The organism is Alkalibacterium sp. 20, assembly GCF_001885615.1.
Taxonomy (GTDB): domain Bacteria; phylum Bacillota; class Bacilli; order Lactobacillales; family Carnobacteriaceae_A; genus Alkalibacterium.
In genome coordinates this window covers 14,040-32,310 of sequence record NZ_LSRN01000045.1, presented here as the reverse complement: position 1 = coordinate 32,310, position 18,271 = coordinate 14,040, and the positions used below count along the sequence as shown (strand labels likewise).

The window sequence follows — 18,271 nt, the reverse complement described above, 5'->3', positions numbered from 1 at the left end:
ATCAAGGGGGCTGCGTTGTTATATATTTGAATTAAGTCTCTTGCTCAAAGTTCTCTAAGTCAGGAATAAGGAAATACATCATAACATTGTTAACGCCAGTGAAAATCAATTGAAAGGAAACAGTCCAGTAAAAAATAGCCACTGCTAATTGTGGGTCAAATAAGGATAGGATACCAAACCAAACAACCAGAATGTTCAACACAATAGCAACCCATTTTAAATTATTCTCCGATTTGAAAATAGCAAGAGTATTAGTGACAGCTAAAATCATCAGCATAATAACAACTAGACTAACCACAAGAAAAGCCCCACGTGCGGGGTTTCTTAAAAAGAAGACTACACCAATAGCGCTAATTAGTAAACCTTCAAATATACGCACTATTTTATACTTGGTTTCTTTCGTCATGAAGATACCATCAATGACAGTAACAATGCCTATAATAGTAAATGTGACCCCGATAACCGTTAAAAATATAACACGCTGACGGACTGGGTTAGACATAAATAACATGCCTAAAATCAACAACAGAATACCTTGAAAAAGAAATTTCAAGCGTTCTTTTTTCATTGATAAACCCTACTTTACTTATCTCCTTTACTTTATAGTGTGAGTGTATGTCTATACAAATGGGATGTCAAGCAATATGGATTGACATCCCATTTGTGTTTTTTCTTCACAATAGATAGTTTGAATAACCTGTTAATTCGACGAATCCTCATACTATCTAATCGCCAGTGCTTCCCGCTATGAATGCTGAAAATAATTAGTGCTAAACAAGATTCGGAAGTTTTCATCTCACTCATTAATTATGAGATGACAGGATCAGTGGGATAATAATAAGTAAAAAGGATCGTAACGAAGAAATAACGTTGCGGTCCTTTATTTATTTGGAAAGACTGTTAATTCAAGTATAAGTGTCAAAATCCATTTCTGCTCTAATGGAATTTAGAGAGGAGATGTTGTTTGCAGGATGGAACGCTAAATGAAAAATTAATATGTGAATTTTGTAAGAATGCTGCTTTGAAGGATAAAAGTCTAATATAATAAGTCCTATTTTGAGTCGGTCAAAAATAACTGGCACGTGTTTTTCTTCGAGCCTATTAATTGACTTACAGTATTCTTTTTATTAGTATGATGGTGTAAAGAAGAAGTATTTGTTCTCTATTGTCGAAGCATTCTATGTACACTATTAGAGAGGAAGGATTTTTATGAACAAAGAAGTATTGAAGAGGTTACGATTGGGTGTTCTCTCTTTTTCAGCTCTAGCTTTATTAGCCGCCTGTGGGACCGATGATACGGACGAACCATCAGTCGACGAAGACCCAGCTGTTGAAGAGCCGGTTGATGATGAAATGGCAGATGATGAAATGGCAGACGATGAAATAGCAGACGATGAAATGGCAGACGAAGACCCAGCTGGCGAAGCCGAAGAAGATATTGTCGGTATTGCACAAGGTGATCCTGATTTTAGTATCTTGGTCGCTGCTCTTCAAGAAGCAGAACTTGTTGAAACGCTTCAAGGGGAAGGACCGTTCACAGTGTTTGCACCGACTAACGCTGCCTTTGAAACACTGTTGGGTGAATTAGATATTACAGCCGACGAATTACTCGCACAACCAGATTTAGAACAGATTCTTACGTATCATGTTGTGTCCGGTAATGTTTTAGCCGCTGATTTAACAGATGGGATGACAGCAGAAACTGTTAATGGAGAAGAATTGACTTTTGACTTGTCAGGTGATCCCATGGTGAATGAATCAACAATTATTACAACCGATATCGAAGCGTCAAACGGTGTTGTACACGCAATCGATACCGTCTTGGTTCCTTCTGATTTTGAATTACAAGAAGTAGAAGCAGAGTAATTCACCGATGCATTTTCCTCATCATTAATGCAGTGATCTAAAAAATGTATGCTTATCTACTTTAATGATAGTTTTATTTTGTTCTTGAAAATAAAAAATCGCTCCCTTTGACTTTTGTCAAAGGGAGCGATTTTTTTAATATTGTCACTTGATACAGTGACGACTTCAGTGGCTTTCCCAATCTACAGTGCCGGCAGTATCGTATTAATAAATATAGACGGCTTACTCATTTATAGACAAAAAATTGAGCGGAAGAATCAGTTGGCCATTGTCATGACGATCATCGCGCTTGTACTGATCAATGCTTAATAACAGTAAAAACCTCGAAGTGCCGTTAATGGCACTTCGAGGTTTTGTTATCGATAGGAGATATTATTTTATATTCTTATATTCTAAAGCCAGTGCACGTTTTACGGCAGGCCGTTCACCGATGCGGTCGGCCCACTCGTTTAAGTTCTTATACTCGTCAGCTTTTAAAAACTCCGCGGCATCGCCGTACAACGCACCTTGAACAAGGCGCCCGTACCATGGCCAGATTGCCATGTCCGCAATGGTATAGTCATCGCCGTTTATATACTCTTTATCTGCTAAATGTCTATCGAGTAAATCAAGTTGACGTTTTGTTTCCATGGTAAAACGATTGATCGGGTACTCCTGTGCAAAGGGTGCGTAGGCGTAGAAGTGGCCAAAACCGCCACCTAGATACGGTGCAGCTCCTGTTTGCCAGAACAGCCAGTTCATCAGTTCCGTTCTCTCAGAAAGTGTTATCGGAATAAACTGTTCATATTTATCAGCTAAATATAATAGAATGTTAACTGACTCAAATATACGAACTGGTTTATCCTGTGAATGATCCACCATGGCTGGAATTTTCGAGTTAGGGTTGATTTCAACAAAGTCACTACCGAACTGATCGCCTTCTCCAATGTGGATTTTATATAAGTCATATTCAGCCGATTTAACACCAGCTTCTCTCAACTCTTCCAGCATGATCGCCACTTTCTGTCCGTTAGGTGTTCCTAATGAATAGACTTGCAAGGGGTGTTCGCCTACTGGAAGTGTTTGTTCAAATCGACTTCCGGCGACAGGCTGGTTACCGAACTGATTCTTCTCTTCCTGATTCCATTCCCATACTTTAGGTGTTTCATAGTTTGACATAATATCCGCTCCTTATATATTCAGTATACTGATTTATGATTTTTTAAACAAGAAATCTAACATAGGCATTTGATAAGAGTTCACTGTAGAGGCTGATAATGAACATATTATTTGTGAAACTTAAAATAACAGCTTGATTTTCGGATCCAAAACAGAGGATCCATTTTTGTTTGGGGATCTTTTTGGAGATGGTCATTTTCACGAAAAAAAAGGAACAGCGATGATAAAAAATGGAGCTTTAAGTTCAGATTACATATACGATAATAGTGGGGATTTGTAGTATCGAGATGGTGTAGCTTTTTGAAAAAAAATTGTATGAAAGGCAATTTTAGAGATATCGTGATACAATAAGAAAATGAGTAAAAAGCTCAGCTAGTAAAATTCTGGAGGGAAAAATGAAAACAATAACAATTGTAATCCCTATTTATAATGAAGAAGAAGTACTACCTCAATTAGTTCGCCGATTGGACGACATGAGTAAAAGTCTAACCAATATTGAGTGCGAATTTTTATTTATAAATGATGGAAGCGAAGATCAGACATTAGATAAAATCAAAGAAATCAGAGAAAAAGAACCAAGAGTAAATTACGTTGATTTATCCAGAAATTTTGGCAAAGAGTTGGCTATGCTGGCAGGATTTGATTATGCAGATGGCGATGCCGTAGTAGTCATTGACGGAGATTTACAACAACCACCTGAGTTGATACTGGAAATGGTGAAGTGGTGGGAAAAAGGTTATGATGATATTTATGCCGTTCGAGTGGACAGAAAAGGTGAAAGTAAACTCAAGAAATGGACATCCGAGTTGTATTATAAGTTGATTCAGCAAATGACGACTGAAAAAGTCTATCCGTTGGCCGGTGATTTCCGTCTGCTTGATAAAAAATGTGTAGCAGCACTACGAGAATTACGTGAGAGTGAACGATACACTAAAGGAATGTATGGTTGGATTGGATTTAAAAAGAAACAATTAACCTATGTGGCAGATGAACGCGCAGCAGGGCTGACAAAATGGAATTTTCCGAAGCTGTTTAAACTTGCCATGGATGGGATCACTTCTTACAGCACCATACCTTTGAAAATCTGGTCATATGTCGGCTTTGCAATTTCATTTTTTTCATTTTTGTTTTTGCTTATTGAAATAGGGAAAACGATTTTTTTGGGAACGGATGTAGCTGGTTATCCGACACTGTTAGCAGGCGTTCTATTTCTCGGAGGTATTCAATTGATTTCACTTGGTGTGATTGGTGAGTATTTAGGAAGAGTATTCATTGAAACAAAGCGAAGGCCGCCTTATTTCATTCGTGAAAAATCAGGTAATGACTCAAATAAAGATGATAGTAAGGAAGACCGGTCATGAAGCACCTATATTCAAAGTACCACCAGTGGATCGATTATATATTTGTCGGTGTACTGACAACGATTATTAATTTCGGTGTATTCTTTCTGTTTGATACTATTTTTGGTATCTCTTATTTAATTGCCAATGCTATATCTATTGTTGTGGCGATTTTATTTGCTTTTTATATGAACAAAAAATACGTTTTCAAATCACGAACAACGGACCGCAAAGTGTTATTTCGAGAGTTCACTTTATTTGTGGGTTTTCGTTTGGGTTCAGGATTTTATGACATGTTAAGTATGTGGGTTTTGGTTGCCTATTTCAGCCTCAACACCAATGTGTCTAAATTGTTGACCGAAGTTGTCGTTGTTCTGCTCAATTACGCCTTCAGTAAATTTATTGTTTTCAGAAAGAGGAATACACATGCATGAAGAAACAAGGCAATTAACAGATAAAAGAAACATCACATCCCGCACGTTTTTAGTGTATACCGGACTTTTTCTGGTAATGATCAGTGCGATCTATAGCTATTTTGTTTGGACCAATACGTCTTTTATCTGGGAAAGTGATGGCTTCACCCAGCATTATCAGCTGTTTTTTGATTATATTTCTAAAATCAGAGGATGGGTCAACGAAGGCAGTATATCCTTATGGGATTGGAATATTGGACTTGGCGCAGATGTAATTTATTCTTACGGGTATTATGCTATCGGAGATCCATTTGTTTATTTGGCGTTGCTTTTCCCGTCTCATTTAATGGAAGCAGCGTATCACATCCTTATTCTGCTGCGTGTATGGGCGATCGGGATCAGTTTCTTATTCTTTCTTCGGAGTCAACGCGTCTCTCATCACGCCGGTTTGGCTTCAGCCATTGCTTATTCATTTACACATTTCGTTATTTTTAATGTGACACGCCATCCGTTCTTTTTACTGCCTTTGATCTGGTTTCCTCTTTTATGTTTAGGGATCGATAAGATTCTAAAAGGTGGATCCAATCGTTTGTTTATGGTGGCAGTGACGGTAAGTGCGTTAAGTAATTTTTATTTCTTTTATAAACTAACTCTTTTAACTGTTCTATACGCGCTGGTCCGGTTTGCGTATCTGAACAAAAAATGGGACTGGGCTTCTTTTGCAAACGTCTTTTTGAAGGCAGCTTATGCCTATGCAGTCGGATTATTGATCTCAGCTAGCCTTTTCTTGCCTATGGTTTTTGGCTTTTTGGATTCTTCTCGTCAAGCAGGAGAAATGGGTATCAATCTTCTGTTTTACCCGCTGGAGTATTATTTAGCTTTGGTCCAGCATACGGTCAGTCCCGGAAGTTACTTTTGGATGATCGGCGGATTTCCTATCCTGTCAGTATTTGGATTCGTGTACATCTGGAAAAAAACAGACTACCGCTTTATTCGAACGACGGTTATCATATTATTCATACTCGCATTGTTTCCTTTTTTCGGGTCAATGATGAACGGGTTCTCTGGACCTTATAATCGCTTTTCATTTGCATTGCCTTTCTTCTTTTCACTGGCTTTAGCTCACTTTTTGGATCAGCGGGAACACATGGATACGGACTACTTGAAGAAGATGAAGTGGGTACTGATCCTATATTCTGTGTTTTCCTTTATTACGTGGGTTTTTGTTGATGGTTCACTTCCTTATATGCTTTTTCCGGTTGCTTTAGGCTGGGGAATATGGGGATATCTTAAGTTGCCATCAGACAAAAAAATCTCCCGCCTCAATGAAAATCGGTTAGTGATCGGTCTAATTATGTTGAATTTGATCGCGAATGCCCTGTACTACTATTACCCATTTGGCATGAATAAGATGGACAGTTCTATTAAATATGGAACAGCTGAAGAAGCCTATCAGCAGGTACTAGCGGATGGACCAGAATACTTACCAGACAAAGGCTTAGACCCTTACCGTGTGGGAGTCACTTCTCAGGACAACCATGTCAGAAACCAATTTTTATATCTTGATGTAATGGGACTGAATTCCTATTTATCCATTACGAATGGCTATGTCAGTGATTTTGCGAAAGCGATCGAAACGGCAGGCTTTCAGATCATTCAACCCCTTAGAAACGGAATCGACGACAGGCGTATCGCCAATCACGTAATGGGCGTGCGCTATATCATTACGGATTCCGAGAATGAGTCGTATCTTCCTTTTGGTTATGAAGTAGTCGAAGAGTTGAGCAACAACGAAAATGAGCAGTACATCTTAGCGGAAACAACGGATGCGTACCCTTTTGCATATGCCATGGGGAAAGCCATCTCAGAGAATGATTTTATGGAACTGAATGCAGTGGAAAGAGAAGCTGCTTTAGTTGAAAATGTGGTGTTGGAAGAAAGTGTCCATCAGGAATCGTCACTGGAAAAAGCGTCTAGTGAGAGTATCGTGAAAGAGATTCGTTTTGAGGTGAAGAATGATGAAAATGAAACGATCAGTCTGCCTGACGACGAAATTTTAATCGAGGAAGAAAACACACAGTTTACGATCGTCTTAGAAGACCCTGATGAACTGATCGGACACGAGTGGTTTATCCGATTAGACGGGTTAGACTACCGTCCATTCGAACAATCGCCTTGGCTGCGTCAATCAACGAATTACCGTTTAGCAGTGAACGATGGTGAACAGAGGAAAAGTATTTATCAGTCAGATCAATACAGTTTCAGCTCTTATTTCCATCGGGAGAATATGCTGTTTAATATGGGTTACGTGACAGAAAACGATGTAAAAGAGCAAGTGGATATTGTCGTGGATCAGGCTGGTATATATGCCCTAGATGAAATCGCTGTTTATGCCGTACCGGTCAGTGCCCAAGAAGATGAACGTATCGCTGCCGAAAAAAGGGAACGTGCTTTAGATATTAAAGTGTTCTCAGGTGAAAAGTTAGAAGGAGAAATCACCGCTGACGCAAACGAGCTTTTAGTGACCGCTATTCCATTCTCTGCTGGATGGTCTGTAGTGGTCAACGGTGAAGAAAGTGACGTGCTGAACACGAATTTAGGCTTCGTAGGGGTTGAGCTGACTGCTGGAGAGAATAACGTACAGTTCACATACCGTACGCCTTATCTACGAATGGGTATGGGTCTAACTTTAGTGGGGATTATTTTAGCCGCCCTCAATATGAAAAGTTGGGGCAAAACGAATGATAAAAAAAGTAATGACTAGACAGGAACCCGTATGATGTATCTAGTCAAAATATCAGGCTCTGTTTATAGTAAGTCTCGATATGAGATGCTTTTCAGCTAACAGGTTATTATATGTTTAAGTATTTCATTACTTTCCGATTGGAGGTTGAAATGATGAAGCATGAGTATAAAAAGCACGAGAAAGAACTCTATGCTCCTAAAAATAAAGCAGAGTTAGTAACAGTGCCTAAACAAAAATTCTTTTGCATAAAAGGTAAAGGTAATCCGAATAGTGAAGAATTCTCTGAAAAAATTGGTGTATTATATTCTCTTGCCTATGCTGTCAGAATGATGCCGAAGAATGGTTTTACTCCGGATGGCTATTTTGAGTATACTGTTTATCCACTAGAGGGCTTATGGGATTTGACGACGGAAGGTAAAAAAAGTGAATCCCTGAATAAAGATGAATTATTATATACGATTATGATTCGCCAACCAGAGTTTGTCACTGAAGATGTTGTTGAAAAAGCATTTCAGATAGCCAAAAAGAAAAAACCAAACCCATTACTTGAAGAAGTATATTTTGATGAAATTGAGGATGGTTTATCTGTTCAAATTTTACATGTCGGTTCTTATGATAATGAACCAGAATCCTTCAATAAAATGAAGGGTTTCATTGAAGACAATGAGTTGGAAATCAAAACGATGGTTCATAGAGAAATATATTTATCAGATGTAAGAAGAGTTGAAAAGGAAAAACTGAAAACTATATTGAGATATTTGGTCACAGAGTAGAACGACAATTAATTATAATATAAAAAGTGGACAAATTAATTTGTCCACTTTTATACGTTCTATTATCAGTACTATTTTTAAAACAGAGCCAATTATTAACATTAACTCTGTATAATAAAGCTTGAAGATCAAATAATGCTTTGGATACTTTTAGACAAAGGGAATCGCAATAGTAGAAGTGACCGGATTTGCCATCTACACAGGGTGCAGCACCTGTCTGACAGACCACCCTGTTCATGAGTTTAACGCAGTCACTCCCGAACTGAGCGCCTTTTGAAATGTCGGTTTTATAAAAGAAATCGACGGTGGGGATATGAATTAGTTTTGCCATAGAAGCACTAAAACTATACAAACATAATAGTGAGGGAAGTCAACGTTCTAATCTAAATCACTTTCGTAATTATCTCTCAGTAACCCCATAGACAAACTAGTATGATAGTGTCCTTTGATGAAATACTGTTGTTCCTTTCTGCCCTCAACTTTAAATCCCACTTTTTCATAAATATGGACTGCTTTTTTGTTGTAGTCCACGACATCAAGCGTGATTTTGTTCAAATTCAGTTGATAAAAACCATAGTCGACTATTTTGTGCACGACCTTTTGGGCATGCCCGTTACCTTGATTGTCTGGATCCAACATTATAGCTAAAACTGCAGTCCGATGGCGTAGATTAATTAGATGCAGATTCGTGTATCCAATTAGTTTATCTTCTGCATAAGCGATAAACTGTCTAACGGAATCATCCTTTTGGCGTGCTTCAAAAGAATCGTTGAATTTATCTTTATTCATATAAGGTTCACTGAACCAATAATCCATAATCTCAGGATTTGTCCACATTTTAAGCAAGTAATCTATATCTTCTTTCTCTGTTGGTGTAATACGAATCACATCGTCCATTGTAGCCCTCCTGATCTTATCTTGATATTTTACTAGACACAGCCAATTGTCCTTCTTTAGAAAAACGGCTATCACAAGACTAACTGATTTATACTTCAATGACAAACTAAGAGAACAATCCGGACTTGTGTGCTAAACTGACAATGACTCACCGGTCAATCAAAATTTATACTATATTAACAAATACACATGTGTGGAGATGAAGAAAATGAAAAATTACAAAGGGTACGCTTTGCTATCACTTTTCTCAACTGGTGTGGCTTTAGCGATTACCTTTATGCTTAAAGCATCTGTGGGATTAGGTCCTTTTGATGCCGTGATCCAAACATTATCATTACTGTCAGGGATTAGAATCGGAACCGTTTCTATGATGTTGAACTTGTCCTGTGTGATAGGCCAGTTGATCATTCTGAAAAAGGATTTTGGCTTTAACCGTCTCCTGCAAATCCCTTTAAGTATATTAATTGGTATACTGGTCAATTATTTCTATTATAATTTATTCGTATCTGTTGAGTTTAATAGTTATGCGATATCTCTGATAGTTTTTATCTTAGCTTTAGTCTTAGCGATTTTTTCAGTAAGTATGGTAATGATGTTGAACCTTGTGACATTTCCTATAGAAAGTTTCTGTATGGTATTGTCTAAATTAGTTCCTTTAAAGTTTGCAGTGTTAAGACAAATGGCTGATATTCTATTTGTGGTTATTTCAGTTGCCTTAACACTTATATTTGGGTTGGTCCCATCAGTTAGAGAAGGAACAGTCATCGGCATGCTGATTTTTGGGCCTTTAATGGGATTTTTCATTGAGAAAGTTCATCCAGTATTAACAAAAAGAGGAATTATAGAGGAAATACGAATTTAGTGTATATCCATTGATACCTGCTCGGTTAATTAGAGTGATAAATATAGTATTGATCACGTGTATTCAGAAAAGAGTGCTTAATAGATTTTCCCACTAATAAATCAAACAACTTAGGAGGAATCGTATGTCTATTTTTTCATTAGACGTTTTTACAGGCAAACATGCTTTAATTACAGGGGCCACTGGCGGAATTGGTTACGAAACAGCGAAGGTGCTATCTGCTATGGGTGCGGACGTTACGATCACCGGGAGAAAGGAAAGCGTCTTACAACAACTGAAAGAAGAAATTGAGAGCGAGTGGCCGTATGCGAAAGTGATGCTGGTTGTGGCTGACTTGGTCAAGGCTTCTGACAGAGAAAAATTGGTTCAAACTGCAGAAGAAAAGTTGGGGCCGGTCTCCCTCTTAGTGAATTCAGCTGGAATAATGGGCGGTGGCGTAATGGAAGAGCTGACCCAAGAAGAGTTGGAGCGCGTTATGCATTTGAACTTCACCGTACCGATCCTTCTGACTCGACAAATTTATGAGACGATGAAGAAAAATAAAGAAGGGGCCATAGTAAATGTCTCTTCCCTTTCTGGTCTGAGAGGCGTGGTTGGTGGGACTGCTTATGCGGGCTCCAAGTTCGCACTCAACGGCTTCACCCAGTCGTTTGCATTGGAAGCCATTAAGCACAACATCCGAGTCAATGCCGTTTGCCCAGGCTATGTAGACACAAAGATGGGCAGAGATGCGATTCGATCTAAAGCCACACGAGAAAATAATAGTTTTGAAGAACAATTCGAAATCGAAAGTGGAAATCTACCATCTAGACGGATCACGACTGCAAAAGAAGTCGCCAATACGATTGCCTTTTTATTGTCAGACGCTGCAGAAAACATCGTGGGGGAATCAGTTAAAATCTCAGGTGGATCAGTCATGCGTTAATGAACAGCAAATGAAAATTAAGAGCACTATTTCAATCTAGGATTTCATAGATGAAATAGTGCTCTTTTTTTAACTCACTTTATAATCCTGCTCAATATATATAATCTAAGGATTTACATAATATTGACAAAAGTCTTACAGTAAATTGATTAAAACCAACAGAAGTACCTTTATACTAAGGTAGTAGTAATAAACAGGAGGTAAATAAAGTGGAAAAAAAGAGATTATTCGGCATGACTTTTATGACACTATTATTTGCACTTGTATTTATGGGATGTAATAGTAATGGTGCTTCAGAGATCAATGATTCAGAAATTAATGATGTGATCGAAGGTCAAGAAGACTGGCCTACAAAATTACATTTTGCAGAAACAGGTGTAGAGGGAAAGGAAGAGCTACAGAGAGCTTTTGGACCGTTTCAAGAAACGTTAGAAGAAATATTGAAAGTGGAAATAGAATTTTTCCCTGTATCAAATCATACTATCGCTACAGATGCCTTAGAATTTGATCAGGTAGATATTGTTTTGGCAGGACCATTTGAATATACCCAGATCAAAGAAGTAATACCTTGGATCGAAGCAATAGCAGCTATCGAAAAAGATGAATATAATGCTGTGATCATTGTACATGAAGAAAGTGAGTACCAAATATTAGAGGATATCAAAGGAAGCAAAATGGCCATGAAAGATGCCGGATCCACTCGCGGACTTATAGGTCCTAGTGCAATATTAGCAGATGCTGGCTTTGATTTAGATAATGATGTAGATATTTTACTGTTAAATGAAGCCAGATTCGAAGCTTTCAAAAACCACGAAGTAGATGCGCTGGCTATGGGAGTGGAAGAGTATCATAGTATGATAGAGGAAGATGGAGAAGGAAAGTATAGGGTATTAGAGGAAGGACCAATATTACCAGCAGATACTATTGTTGTAAGTCCTAATTTACCTGAGGATTTTGTAGCTGAGATGCAAAGAAGAATTCTTGAAAATAAAGAAAAAATTTTAGAAAGTATTGTATCTAGTGGTGAAAGAGATCAATATAGTTCAGCAAAAATTGTTAAGGCTCAAAATTCTGATTATGACTAAATGGAAGAAACCAATGAAGTGATTAGATCGGACTGTAATTATTGGAGGGAAATAAATAAATTTCGTTATGGTAAAAGGTTAGAAAAAATGTCTTCTGATGGGACAAGGACTTTTGATAACGTTGATTTCCAGATAGAATTAGGGGAAGGCATGGTGCTGCTGGGACATAATGATTCTGACACACCACTATTATTGAAAAGGTAAGTATGTTTCAATAATGTTTTGTTTGGTGCTCTTGGAAGAGTTTCTCCTTACTATTTTATGAGTAGAGTACTCGACGAAGAAACCGTGACAAAAATGATCGTCATAATATTCGTTGGACCGTTCACCAAAGAACTCCCAACGGAATACACCGTTGAACCGAACTGTCTCATCAGTTATGAGATAGAAGGGTCAGTGGGTTAATAAATATAAAAAAGCCAAGAACATTGTTAAGTCAATTAGACTAACACAATTAAATGGGACAATATAAAACACCTCCGAAATTGTACACTTACTACAAGTACTGAAAACGGAGGTGTTTTTGCATGGGCAAAAACGTATATTCAAGTGAGACAAAATGGGCCGTAGTAAAAGACAAAATGGACGGTCAGCTGACGACCAAAGAGATTATGAAGAAATATGGATTCAAAAACAAATCACAAATCGAGACGTGGATGAGATGGTACCGGGCAAATGAAATACACCGGTTCGACCAACCAATCGGTAAACAATATTCATATGGGCATGGGCCGCAATTTGCAAGTGAAGATGAGAAGAAAGATCGGCAAAACGCACATTTGAAAATGGAAAATGAGATCTTAAAAAAGTACTTGGAAATGAGAGAGGAGTTGAAAAAGAACTAATACTGCAATTGGTCGAAAGATACCGGCAGACATATACCATCACGGCCATTTTGTCTGCTTTGAGTGTGCCACGCTCCACTTATTATAGGTGGCTCGACGAAGGCGCTAAAAGTGCATTGACAGAAGTGGAAGAAGCGATTATCGCATTGTGCAAGATAACAAAGTATCGTTTCGGTCATCGGAAAATCAAAAAATTACTGAAGGAAAGGTACAAGTTGAACCGGCATCGAAACACGGTTCAATCCATTATGCAAAGGCATAACCTGCAATGTCGAATAAAACCGAAGCGAAAATGGAAATCACAAGGTGAATCGGTCATCATAGCGCCGAATATTCTCCAACGCAATTTCGTTGCATCTGCGTCGAACCAAAAATGGGTAACGGATATTACATATATCCAGTACGGAAGTTCCACAATGTACCTGTCGACGATTATGGACCTGTTCAATAATGAAATTGTAGCCTATAAGATGTACGATAACCAAAAGACGTCGTTGATCATCGACACATTGAAAGATGCACTGGAGTTGCGGGGAAACCCCGAAGGGGTCATCATCCATTCCGACCGAGGAAGTGTATACACATCATATGCGTACCAGGATTTGTTCAAGAAGAATCATCTGGTCAGTAGTATGTTGCGTCGTGGAAATTGTTGGGATAACGCGGTTATTGAGTCATTCCATTCTAATATCAAGTCAGAGGAATTCCAGTACGTCAAATCCAATTCGCTTCATAATAGTCATGTTGTGGAGAAAGTGAACACGTATATCTGCTATTACAACGAAGAACGAATCCTAGAAAAATTAGGCTACCTAACCCCCAAAGAATTCGGGGCGCAAGCAGCCTAAAGAGGTGTTTTATAGTTGTCTCAAATTGCTATGTCAGTCTATAAAGTTCTTGGTTTTTTTAGTTTAATAATTATTATTAACTAAAATTCAATTATTCAAACATTACTACAGAGAAACACTTAAAATAGATTCACTAAATAATTTTTTCCTAAAGTTAACAAAACTCAGCCTAAACCCATTCTGCTGATCGCCAAACTTCTGTCCTTCTGACACGATGATCTTCTTTTCCAGCAACTCCATTAGAATCTCATCAACTTCTGCCTTCGTTTTATTTGGAAAACGACAATACAGATGAAACCCGCCTTTAGCAGGGTGAAAGTCTATGTCATCTTTAAATTCTGCTCGCAACCATTTTTCCATGTTGCGGGCTCTTTTTCGTAATTCGTTTGTGATTTTTTCCTGATGCACATCCATTTCGGTCCTTAAGAAATGGTCAGCCATAAATTGAGGCAAGAAACTCAGCTCTGAGTCAGTTTGAAGGCGGATATCTGCCAGTTCTTTCAAGATTGCAGGGGGACCGATCATCCAACCGATTCTTAAATGATGGCCGGCGAATTTTGATAAGGTGCCTAAATAAATGACTTGTTGCTGCTTATCCAGCTTTTTCAGAGGGCTGTTATCGACTGACGAGTCAAACGTTAACCCACCATATGCGTCATCTTCTACGATGGGAATCCGTTTCAGTAGGCAATAATCAAGGATCTCTGCTTTGCGCTTGGGGCTCATAACCAGTCCGGTCGGGTTTTGAAAGATGGGATTCAGAAAAACCATCTTGAGTGGATAAGTTATGGATGCTTCCTGTAACGCTTTGATGGTCATACCTTCCGCATCCATCGAAATGGGAATGATGCGCAGACCGGCTGCTTGGAACAAGCGGAGTGAATAAAAGTAGGAGGGCGCCTCGATCCCAACAGCGTCTCCTGGTTTCAACAGCCCCTGTGAGATAAGAAACAGCGCATTTTGTGTGCCTGAAGTGATCATGATTTCATCCAGCGGGACTGTCATCTGATATGTTTTACTGAGATACGCCTGTACGCTTTCTCTTAAAGAATAGATGCCTGTGTTCCGTGGCGTCTGTTCTTTTTCCTGCTGGACCAGTTCTTTCCAGGATAAACGAGGTGACTGAAGCTCCGGCAACAGATCAGAAGGCAAGACACCTTTAGATAAATCCAAAATTTCTCCAGGTTTTTTATCCCGCAGTTTTTCAGCAGCCTGTTCATACGCACTCTTTCTTTTCAAGCTTTCGTTGGTGAGGGAGGTGCCCCAGTTGATCAAGGGTTTTGTCTGTAACCCCCATTTATCTGGGTTCACATACGTTCCGCTGCCTTTTTTTCTAATTAAAACGCCCTGAGCGGTCAATTCCTCCATGGCCCGGATCACGGTGGACCGATTCACGTTCAGCGCTTCAGCCAGTTTCCTTTCAGATGGCAGACGGGTCCCGGGAACCAATTCACCCGATTTGATTTTTTCTTCCGTCAGCAGCATGATTTTTTGATACAGCGGCATGGTCTCATCTTGACTGATAATCCATTTATCCATGATAGTTCCTCTTTCCTACATGTTTTTTCTATTGTACCATAAAATTGGATGGGTTTATTCCGATCCAATTGGATGTAGACCGTCGCGTTTATCTTGCGTATACTTTTAAGTAACAACAGTTTAATACAAACATTCAGGAGGAATAAATATGAGCGAAAAAAGAATTGGAAGCGCACGAGTCAAACGCGGAATGGCCGAAATGCAAAAAGGCGGCGTCATCATGGACGTGGTCAATGCCGAACAAGCTAGAATTGCAGAAGCGGCAGGAGCCGTTGCGGTCATGGCTTTGGAACGCGTGCCATCTGACATACGTAAAGCCGGCGGAGTCGCACGTATGGCGAACCCTGAAATTATTGAAGAAGTTATGAATGCCGTCAGTATCCCGGTCATGGCTAAAGCACGTATTGGCCATATCGCCGAAGCACGCATATTGGAAGCGATGGGCGTGGATTACATCGATGAAAGTGAAGTACTTACACCGGCAGACGAAGAGTATCATTTACTGAAATCCGATTATGTCGTCCCATTTGTCTGCGGCTGCCGTGATCTAGGGGAAGCGCTACGTCGAATCGGCGAAGGTGCCTCCATGCTCCGGACTAAAGGGGAACCTGGTACCGGAAATATCGTTGAGGCTGTGCGTCACATGAGAAAAGTGAATAGCCAGATTGCAGTGCTTTCCACGAAGTCAAACGATGAGTTGATGACGTTTGCCAGAGATATAGGTGCACCTTATGAATTAGTGAAAGAAATTAAAGAACTTGGTAAATTGCCGGTCGTTAACTTTGCGGCAGGCGGCGTGGCTACACCGGCTGATGCGGCCTTGATGATGAGCCTTGGAGCAGATGGTGTCTTTGTCGGATCCGGCATTTTTAAATCCGAATCACCAGAAAAATTCGCCCGTGCTATCGTTCGCGCAACGACAAATTATGAAGACTACGCATTGATAGCGGAATTATCTAAAGACTTGGGTGAACCGATGAAAGGAATCGAAATCAGTCATCTAGGGGAATCTGAACGCATGCAGGAACGAGGTTGGTAAGTATGTCAAAAACGATAGGTGTACTCGATTTACAGGGTGCTGTGAGAGAACACCTTCTTGCTCTAAAAGCTTTAGGTGTAAACGCAGTATCTGTAAGAAATGCAGAGGATTTTGATGCGCTAGACGGTTTGATTATTCCCGGTGGAGAATCAACTGCCATTGGTCGACTGATTCGCGAACAGGGACTGGAAGACCGTCTGCGCGCTTTTCATAAAGAAGGCAAGGCTATTTTCGGTACCTGTGCGGGTCTGATACTCTGCAGTACAGACGAAAGTCATGAAACGGACGATCTGCGTCTGGGCTTTATCGATATGGAAGTTGAACGAAACGGCTTTGGCAGACAGATCGCCAGCTTTGAGACGTCTCTTACTTTTGCAGGGATCGATCAGGAAGTCGAAGCGGTATTCATCCGTGCGCCTTACATTCAGTCTGTTGGACCAGACGTCAATGTACTGGCTACCTATGATGATAAAATCGTCGCTGCTGAATATGAAAACGTACTGGTGACGGCTCATCACCCAGAATTAACTAAGGACTATGCTGTGCTTAATTACTTCTTAGACAAGATCCGTTAATCGATCCGTCCTGTATGGGATGATTCAAAAAGAGCCACTACACATAAAAAAGGCATTCAAACACTTGCTGTTTGAATGCCTTTTTTTGGTTTGTCTGGGTTTTTTTCTTCACTCTGAAAGATACCATCTCTTCAAATTCGGTTAAGAATTTTTTGTTTCAAAGATGAGATAAACATTCATTTATTCTTAAGGAAGTAAGACCACTTTTCCTAGTTTTCCTGCTTTTTTAAAATAAAGTTGAGCTTCTGGTGCTTCTTCTAAAGGGAAGGTACAATCAATTACTGGTTTTATTTTACCTTCGGATACAGCCTGAAGCAGGCGTTTAAACTCTTCCCTAGTACCTAAGACAGACCCATAAAGGGTAATATGTTTTAAATATATTTTTCTAAAATCAAGCTCAGTTTTCTGGCCACCAGCAGATCCAGAGGTACAGAATTTTCCGCCTTTTTTTAGTACTTCTAAAGAAGTAGAGAACAAAGCATCGCCGACAACATCTAATACCGAGTCAACCGGACCACCATTCACCTGGATGATCTCTTCAGCAAGGTTTTCTGATTTATAAGATAAAACATGTGTTGCGCCTAGTTCCTTCATTTTTTCTTCCAGAGTTAAGTCACCAACAATCGCAATGACTTTAGCGCCAAATACTTTTGAGGCAATTTGCACATTCAAGGAGCCAACGCCGCCATTTGATCCAGTTACCATTATCGTTTCTTCAGGCTGCACTTGAATTTGTTCGTTCATATGCCAAGCTGTCAAACCACTAACTGTGAACACGGAACTTTCTGTGTAGTCAAAAAGGGGCATATCAAAGCAAAGGTCAGCAGGCCACGCTACAAATTCCGCATAGCCACCATCATATTCAGAACCGATGAAAGACATATCTTCTGAAATATGTTCGAACCCGGGTTTTCCACTTGATTTAAATGGGAAAAGAACAACATTCTTTCCAATCATGGCCTTATCTACAGCGCTACCCGACTTGACTACGGTTCCTGCTATATCGGAGCCAGGGGTGCGAGGGAAATGAACGCCTTCTGGTCGCCAGCCCGATTTTGAGCCTGTACCGTAAGCTCCTTCTCTCATCCAAATCTCTGTATTATTTATTGCGCATGCTTGGACTTTGATCAGCACTTCGTTTTCTTTTGGTTCTGGAACAGTTTGGTCAACTATTTCTAACTTGTCAACATCTCCGTATCCCTTTACTTGTACTGTTTTCATAAAAATCCTTACCTTTCTGATTTTCTGTGAATGCATCCACTGCATTATATCATATTATATTTCGACTATTTATTAAGCAAGCTTCCGACTTTTTTTAGGCTCTTGTCCTTATAATCCTGCTTGTTATTATAAAAAAATT

Annotated in this window: 19 protein-coding genes and 1 pseudogene; 15 read left to right on the top strand and 5 right to left on the bottom strand. The window is 39.5% G+C overall.

The window, feature by feature from the left end; all coding sequences use genetic code 11:
* Positions 1–31 precede the first annotated feature (31 nt).
* Positions 32–568, bottom strand: a complete 537-nt coding sequence (locus AX762_RS08160) for a DUF308 domain-containing protein (RefSeq protein ID WP_071848652.1) — start codon at positions 566–568, stop codon at positions 32–34.
* 641 nt (positions 569–1,209) lie between these two features.
* Between AX762_RS08160 and AX762_RS08155 the strand changes: the two genes are divergently transcribed.
* Both AX762_RS08155 and AX762_RS12620 read left to right on the top strand, forming a co-directional pair.
* On the top strand, positions 1,210–1,866 hold the full coding sequence (locus AX762_RS08155; protein WP_071848651.1) for a fasciclin domain-containing protein: 657 nt from the start codon (positions 1,210–1,212) through the stop codon (positions 1,864–1,866).
* Between the two features lie 141 nt (positions 1,867–2,007).
* Positions 2,008–2,175, top strand: coding sequence for a hypothetical protein (locus tag AX762_RS12620; protein WP_177244073.1), 168 nt, complete (start codon positions 2,008–2,010; stop codon positions 2,173–2,175).
* A gap of 63 nt (positions 2,176–2,238) precedes the next feature.
* Here AX762_RS12620 and yghU read toward each other — a convergent pair whose 3' ends face one another.
* Positions 2,239–3,024 (bottom strand): glutathione-dependent disulfide-bond oxidoreductase, encoded by a 786-nt coding sequence (yghU, locus tag AX762_RS08150; RefSeq protein ID WP_071848650.1) that lies wholly within the window; start codon positions 3,022–3,024, stop codon positions 2,239–2,241.
* Between the two features lie 395 nt (positions 3,025–3,419).
* Between yghU and AX762_RS08145 the strand changes: the two genes are divergently transcribed.
* From AX762_RS08145 to AX762_RS08130, 4 genes are all read left to right on the top strand, one after another.
* Positions 3,420–4,385 carry a glycosyltransferase family 2 protein gene (locus tag AX762_RS08145; RefSeq protein WP_071848649.1) on the top strand — a complete coding sequence of 322 codons (966 nt, stop codon included), beginning with the start codon at positions 3,420–3,422 and terminating at the stop codon, positions 4,383–4,385.
* Positions 4,382–4,798, top strand: a complete 417-nt coding sequence (locus tag AX762_RS08140) for a GtrA family protein (protein WP_071848648.1) — start codon at positions 4,382–4,384, stop codon at positions 4,796–4,798. Before AX762_RS08145 ends, AX762_RS08140 begins: the two co-directional genes overlap by 4 nt.
* The gene (locus AX762_RS08135) at positions 4,791–7,541 is read left to right on the top strand and encodes a YfhO family protein (protein ID WP_071848647.1); all 2,751 of its coding nucleotides are present in this window, start codon (positions 4,791–4,793) and stop codon (positions 7,539–7,541) included. Before AX762_RS08140 ends, AX762_RS08135 begins: the two co-directional genes overlap by 8 nt.
* A 134-nt stretch (positions 7,542–7,675) precedes the next feature.
* Positions 7,676–8,296, top strand: a complete 621-nt coding sequence (locus tag AX762_RS08130; protein WP_071848646.1) for a GyrI-like domain-containing protein — start codon at positions 7,676–7,678, stop codon at positions 8,294–8,296.
* Between the two features lie 378 nt (positions 8,297–8,674).
* Here the strand turns inward: AX762_RS08130 and AX762_RS08125 are convergent, their stop codons facing one another.
* On the bottom strand, positions 8,675–9,193 hold the full coding sequence (locus AX762_RS08125; RefSeq protein WP_071848645.1) for a GNAT family N-acetyltransferase: 519 nt from the start codon (positions 9,191–9,193) through the stop codon (positions 8,675–8,677).
* Between the two features lie 208 nt (positions 9,194–9,401).
* Between AX762_RS08125 and AX762_RS08120 the strand changes: the two genes are divergently transcribed.
* From AX762_RS08120 to AX762_RS08095, 7 genes and pseudogenes are all read left to right on the top strand, one after another.
* Positions 9,402–10,055 carry a YitT family protein gene (locus AX762_RS08120; RefSeq protein WP_071848644.1) on the top strand — a complete coding sequence of 218 codons (654 nt, stop codon included), beginning with the start codon at positions 9,402–9,404 and terminating at the stop codon, positions 10,053–10,055.
* A 124-nt stretch (positions 10,056–10,179) separates the two neighbouring features.
* A complete protein-coding gene (locus tag AX762_RS08115) occupies positions 10,180–10,980 on the top strand; it encodes an SDR family NAD(P)-dependent oxidoreductase (RefSeq protein ID WP_071848643.1) in 801 nt (266 codons plus the stop codon).
* A 209-nt stretch (positions 10,981–11,189) separates the two neighbouring features.
* Complete coding sequence (locus tag AX762_RS08110) at positions 11,190–12,065, top strand: phosphate/phosphite/phosphonate ABC transporter substrate-binding protein (RefSeq protein WP_083432885.1); 876 nt, start codon at positions 11,190–11,192, stop codon at positions 12,063–12,065.
* Positions 12,066–12,269, top strand: a complete 204-nt coding sequence (locus tag AX762_RS12805; protein WP_177244072.1) for a hypothetical protein — start codon at positions 12,066–12,068, stop codon at positions 12,267–12,269.
* 48 nt (positions 12,270–12,317) lie between these two features.
* A pseudogene (locus AX762_RS08105) lies at positions 12,318–12,470 on the top strand (Fe-S cluster assembly protein SufB); the annotation flags it as partial.
* Between the two features lie 122 nt (positions 12,471–12,592).
* Complete coding sequence (locus AX762_RS08100) at positions 12,593–12,910, top strand: transposase (RefSeq protein WP_071848641.1); 318 nt, start codon at positions 12,593–12,595, stop codon at positions 12,908–12,910.
* 8 nt (positions 12,911–12,918) lie between these two features.
* Positions 12,919–13,758, top strand: a complete 840-nt coding sequence (locus tag AX762_RS08095) for an IS3 family transposase (RefSeq protein ID WP_083432884.1) — start codon at positions 12,919–12,921, stop codon at positions 13,756–13,758.
* 105 nt (positions 13,759–13,863) lie between these two features.
* Here the strand turns inward: AX762_RS08095 and AX762_RS08090 are convergent, their stop codons facing one another.
* On the bottom strand, positions 13,864–15,297 hold the full coding sequence (locus AX762_RS08090; protein WP_071848639.1) for a PLP-dependent aminotransferase family protein: 1,434 nt from the start codon (positions 15,295–15,297) through the stop codon (positions 13,864–13,866).
* A 148-nt stretch (positions 15,298–15,445) separates the two neighbouring features.
* Between AX762_RS08090 and pdxS the strand changes: the two genes are divergently transcribed.
* Together pdxS and pdxT are read left to right on the top strand one after the other, a co-directional pair.
* A complete protein-coding gene (gene pdxS, locus AX762_RS08085) occupies positions 15,446–16,336 on the top strand; it encodes a pyridoxal 5'-phosphate synthase lyase subunit PdxS (RefSeq protein ID WP_071848638.1) in 891 nt (296 codons plus the stop codon).
* 2 nt (positions 16,337–16,338) lie between these two features.
* Entirely contained in the window at positions 16,339–16,911 is a 573-nt protein-coding gene (gene pdxT / locus AX762_RS08080) for a pyridoxal 5'-phosphate synthase glutaminase subunit PdxT (RefSeq protein ID WP_071848637.1), read from the top strand.
* A gap of 186 nt (positions 16,912–17,097) precedes the next feature.
* Here pdxT and AX762_RS08075 read toward each other — a convergent pair whose 3' ends face one another.
* Positions 17,098–18,132, bottom strand: coding sequence for a zinc-binding dehydrogenase (locus tag AX762_RS08075; protein ID WP_071848636.1), 1,035 nt, complete (start codon positions 18,130–18,132; stop codon positions 17,098–17,100).
* Positions 18,133–18,271: the final 139 nt, after the last annotated feature.

What these genes read in the sequence shown, in the direction of transcription:
- AX762_RS08145 (WP_071848649.1), top strand. Translation starts at nt 3,420, where the DNA reads ATGAAAACAATAACAATTGTAATCCCTATTTATAATGAAGAAGAAGTA.
- AX762_RS08130 (WP_071848646.1), top strand. Translation starts at nt 7,676, where the DNA reads ATGAAGCATGAGTATAAAAAGCACGAGAAAGAACTCTATGCTCCTAAA.
- AX762_RS08140 (WP_071848648.1), top strand. Translation starts at nt 4,382, where the DNA reads ATGAAGCACCTATATTCAAAGTACCACCAGTGGATCGATTATATATTT.
- AX762_RS08115 (WP_071848643.1), top strand. Translation starts at nt 10,180, where the DNA reads ATGTCTATTTTTTCATTAGACGTTTTTACAGGCAAACATGCTTTAATT.
- AX762_RS08100 (WP_071848641.1), top strand. Translation starts at nt 12,593, where the DNA reads ATGGGCAAAAACGTATATTCAAGTGAGACAAAATGGGCCGTAGTAAAA.
- AX762_RS08155 (WP_071848651.1), top strand. Translation starts at nt 1,210, where the DNA reads ATGAACAAAGAAGTATTGAAGAGGTTACGATTGGGTGTTCTCTCTTTT.
- AX762_RS08120 (WP_071848644.1), top strand. Translation starts at nt 9,402, where the DNA reads ATGAAAAATTACAAAGGGTACGCTTTGCTATCACTTTTCTCAACTGGT.
- AX762_RS12805 (WP_177244072.1), top strand. Translation starts at nt 12,066, where the DNA reads ATGGAAGAAACCAATGAAGTGATTAGATCGGACTGTAATTATTGGAGG.
- yghU (WP_071848650.1), bottom strand. Translation starts at nt 3,024, where the DNA reads ATGTCAAACTATGAAACACCTAAAGTATGGGAATGGAATCAGGAAGAG.
- AX762_RS08135 (WP_071848647.1), top strand. Translation starts at nt 4,791, where the DNA reads ATGCATGAAGAAACAAGGCAATTAACAGATAAAAGAAACATCACATCC.
- AX762_RS08090 (WP_071848639.1), bottom strand. Translation starts at nt 15,297, where the DNA reads ATGGATAAATGGATTATCAGTCAAGATGAGACCATGCCGCTGTATCAA.
- AX762_RS08125 (WP_071848645.1), bottom strand. Translation starts at nt 9,193, where the DNA reads ATGGACGATGTGATTCGTATTACACCAACAGAGAAAGAAGATATAGAT.
- pdxT (WP_071848637.1), top strand. Translation starts at nt 16,339, where the DNA reads ATGTCAAAAACGATAGGTGTACTCGATTTACAGGGTGCTGTGAGAGAA.
- pdxS (WP_071848638.1), top strand. Translation starts at nt 15,446, where the DNA reads ATGAGCGAAAAAAGAATTGGAAGCGCACGAGTCAAACGCGGAATGGCC.
- AX762_RS08075 (WP_071848636.1), bottom strand. Translation starts at nt 18,132, where the DNA reads ATGAAAACAGTACAAGTAAAGGGATACGGAGATGTTGACAAGTTAGAA.
- AX762_RS08160 (WP_071848652.1), bottom strand. Translation starts at nt 568, where the DNA reads ATGAAAAAAGAACGCTTGAAATTTCTTTTTCAAGGTATTCTGTTGTTG.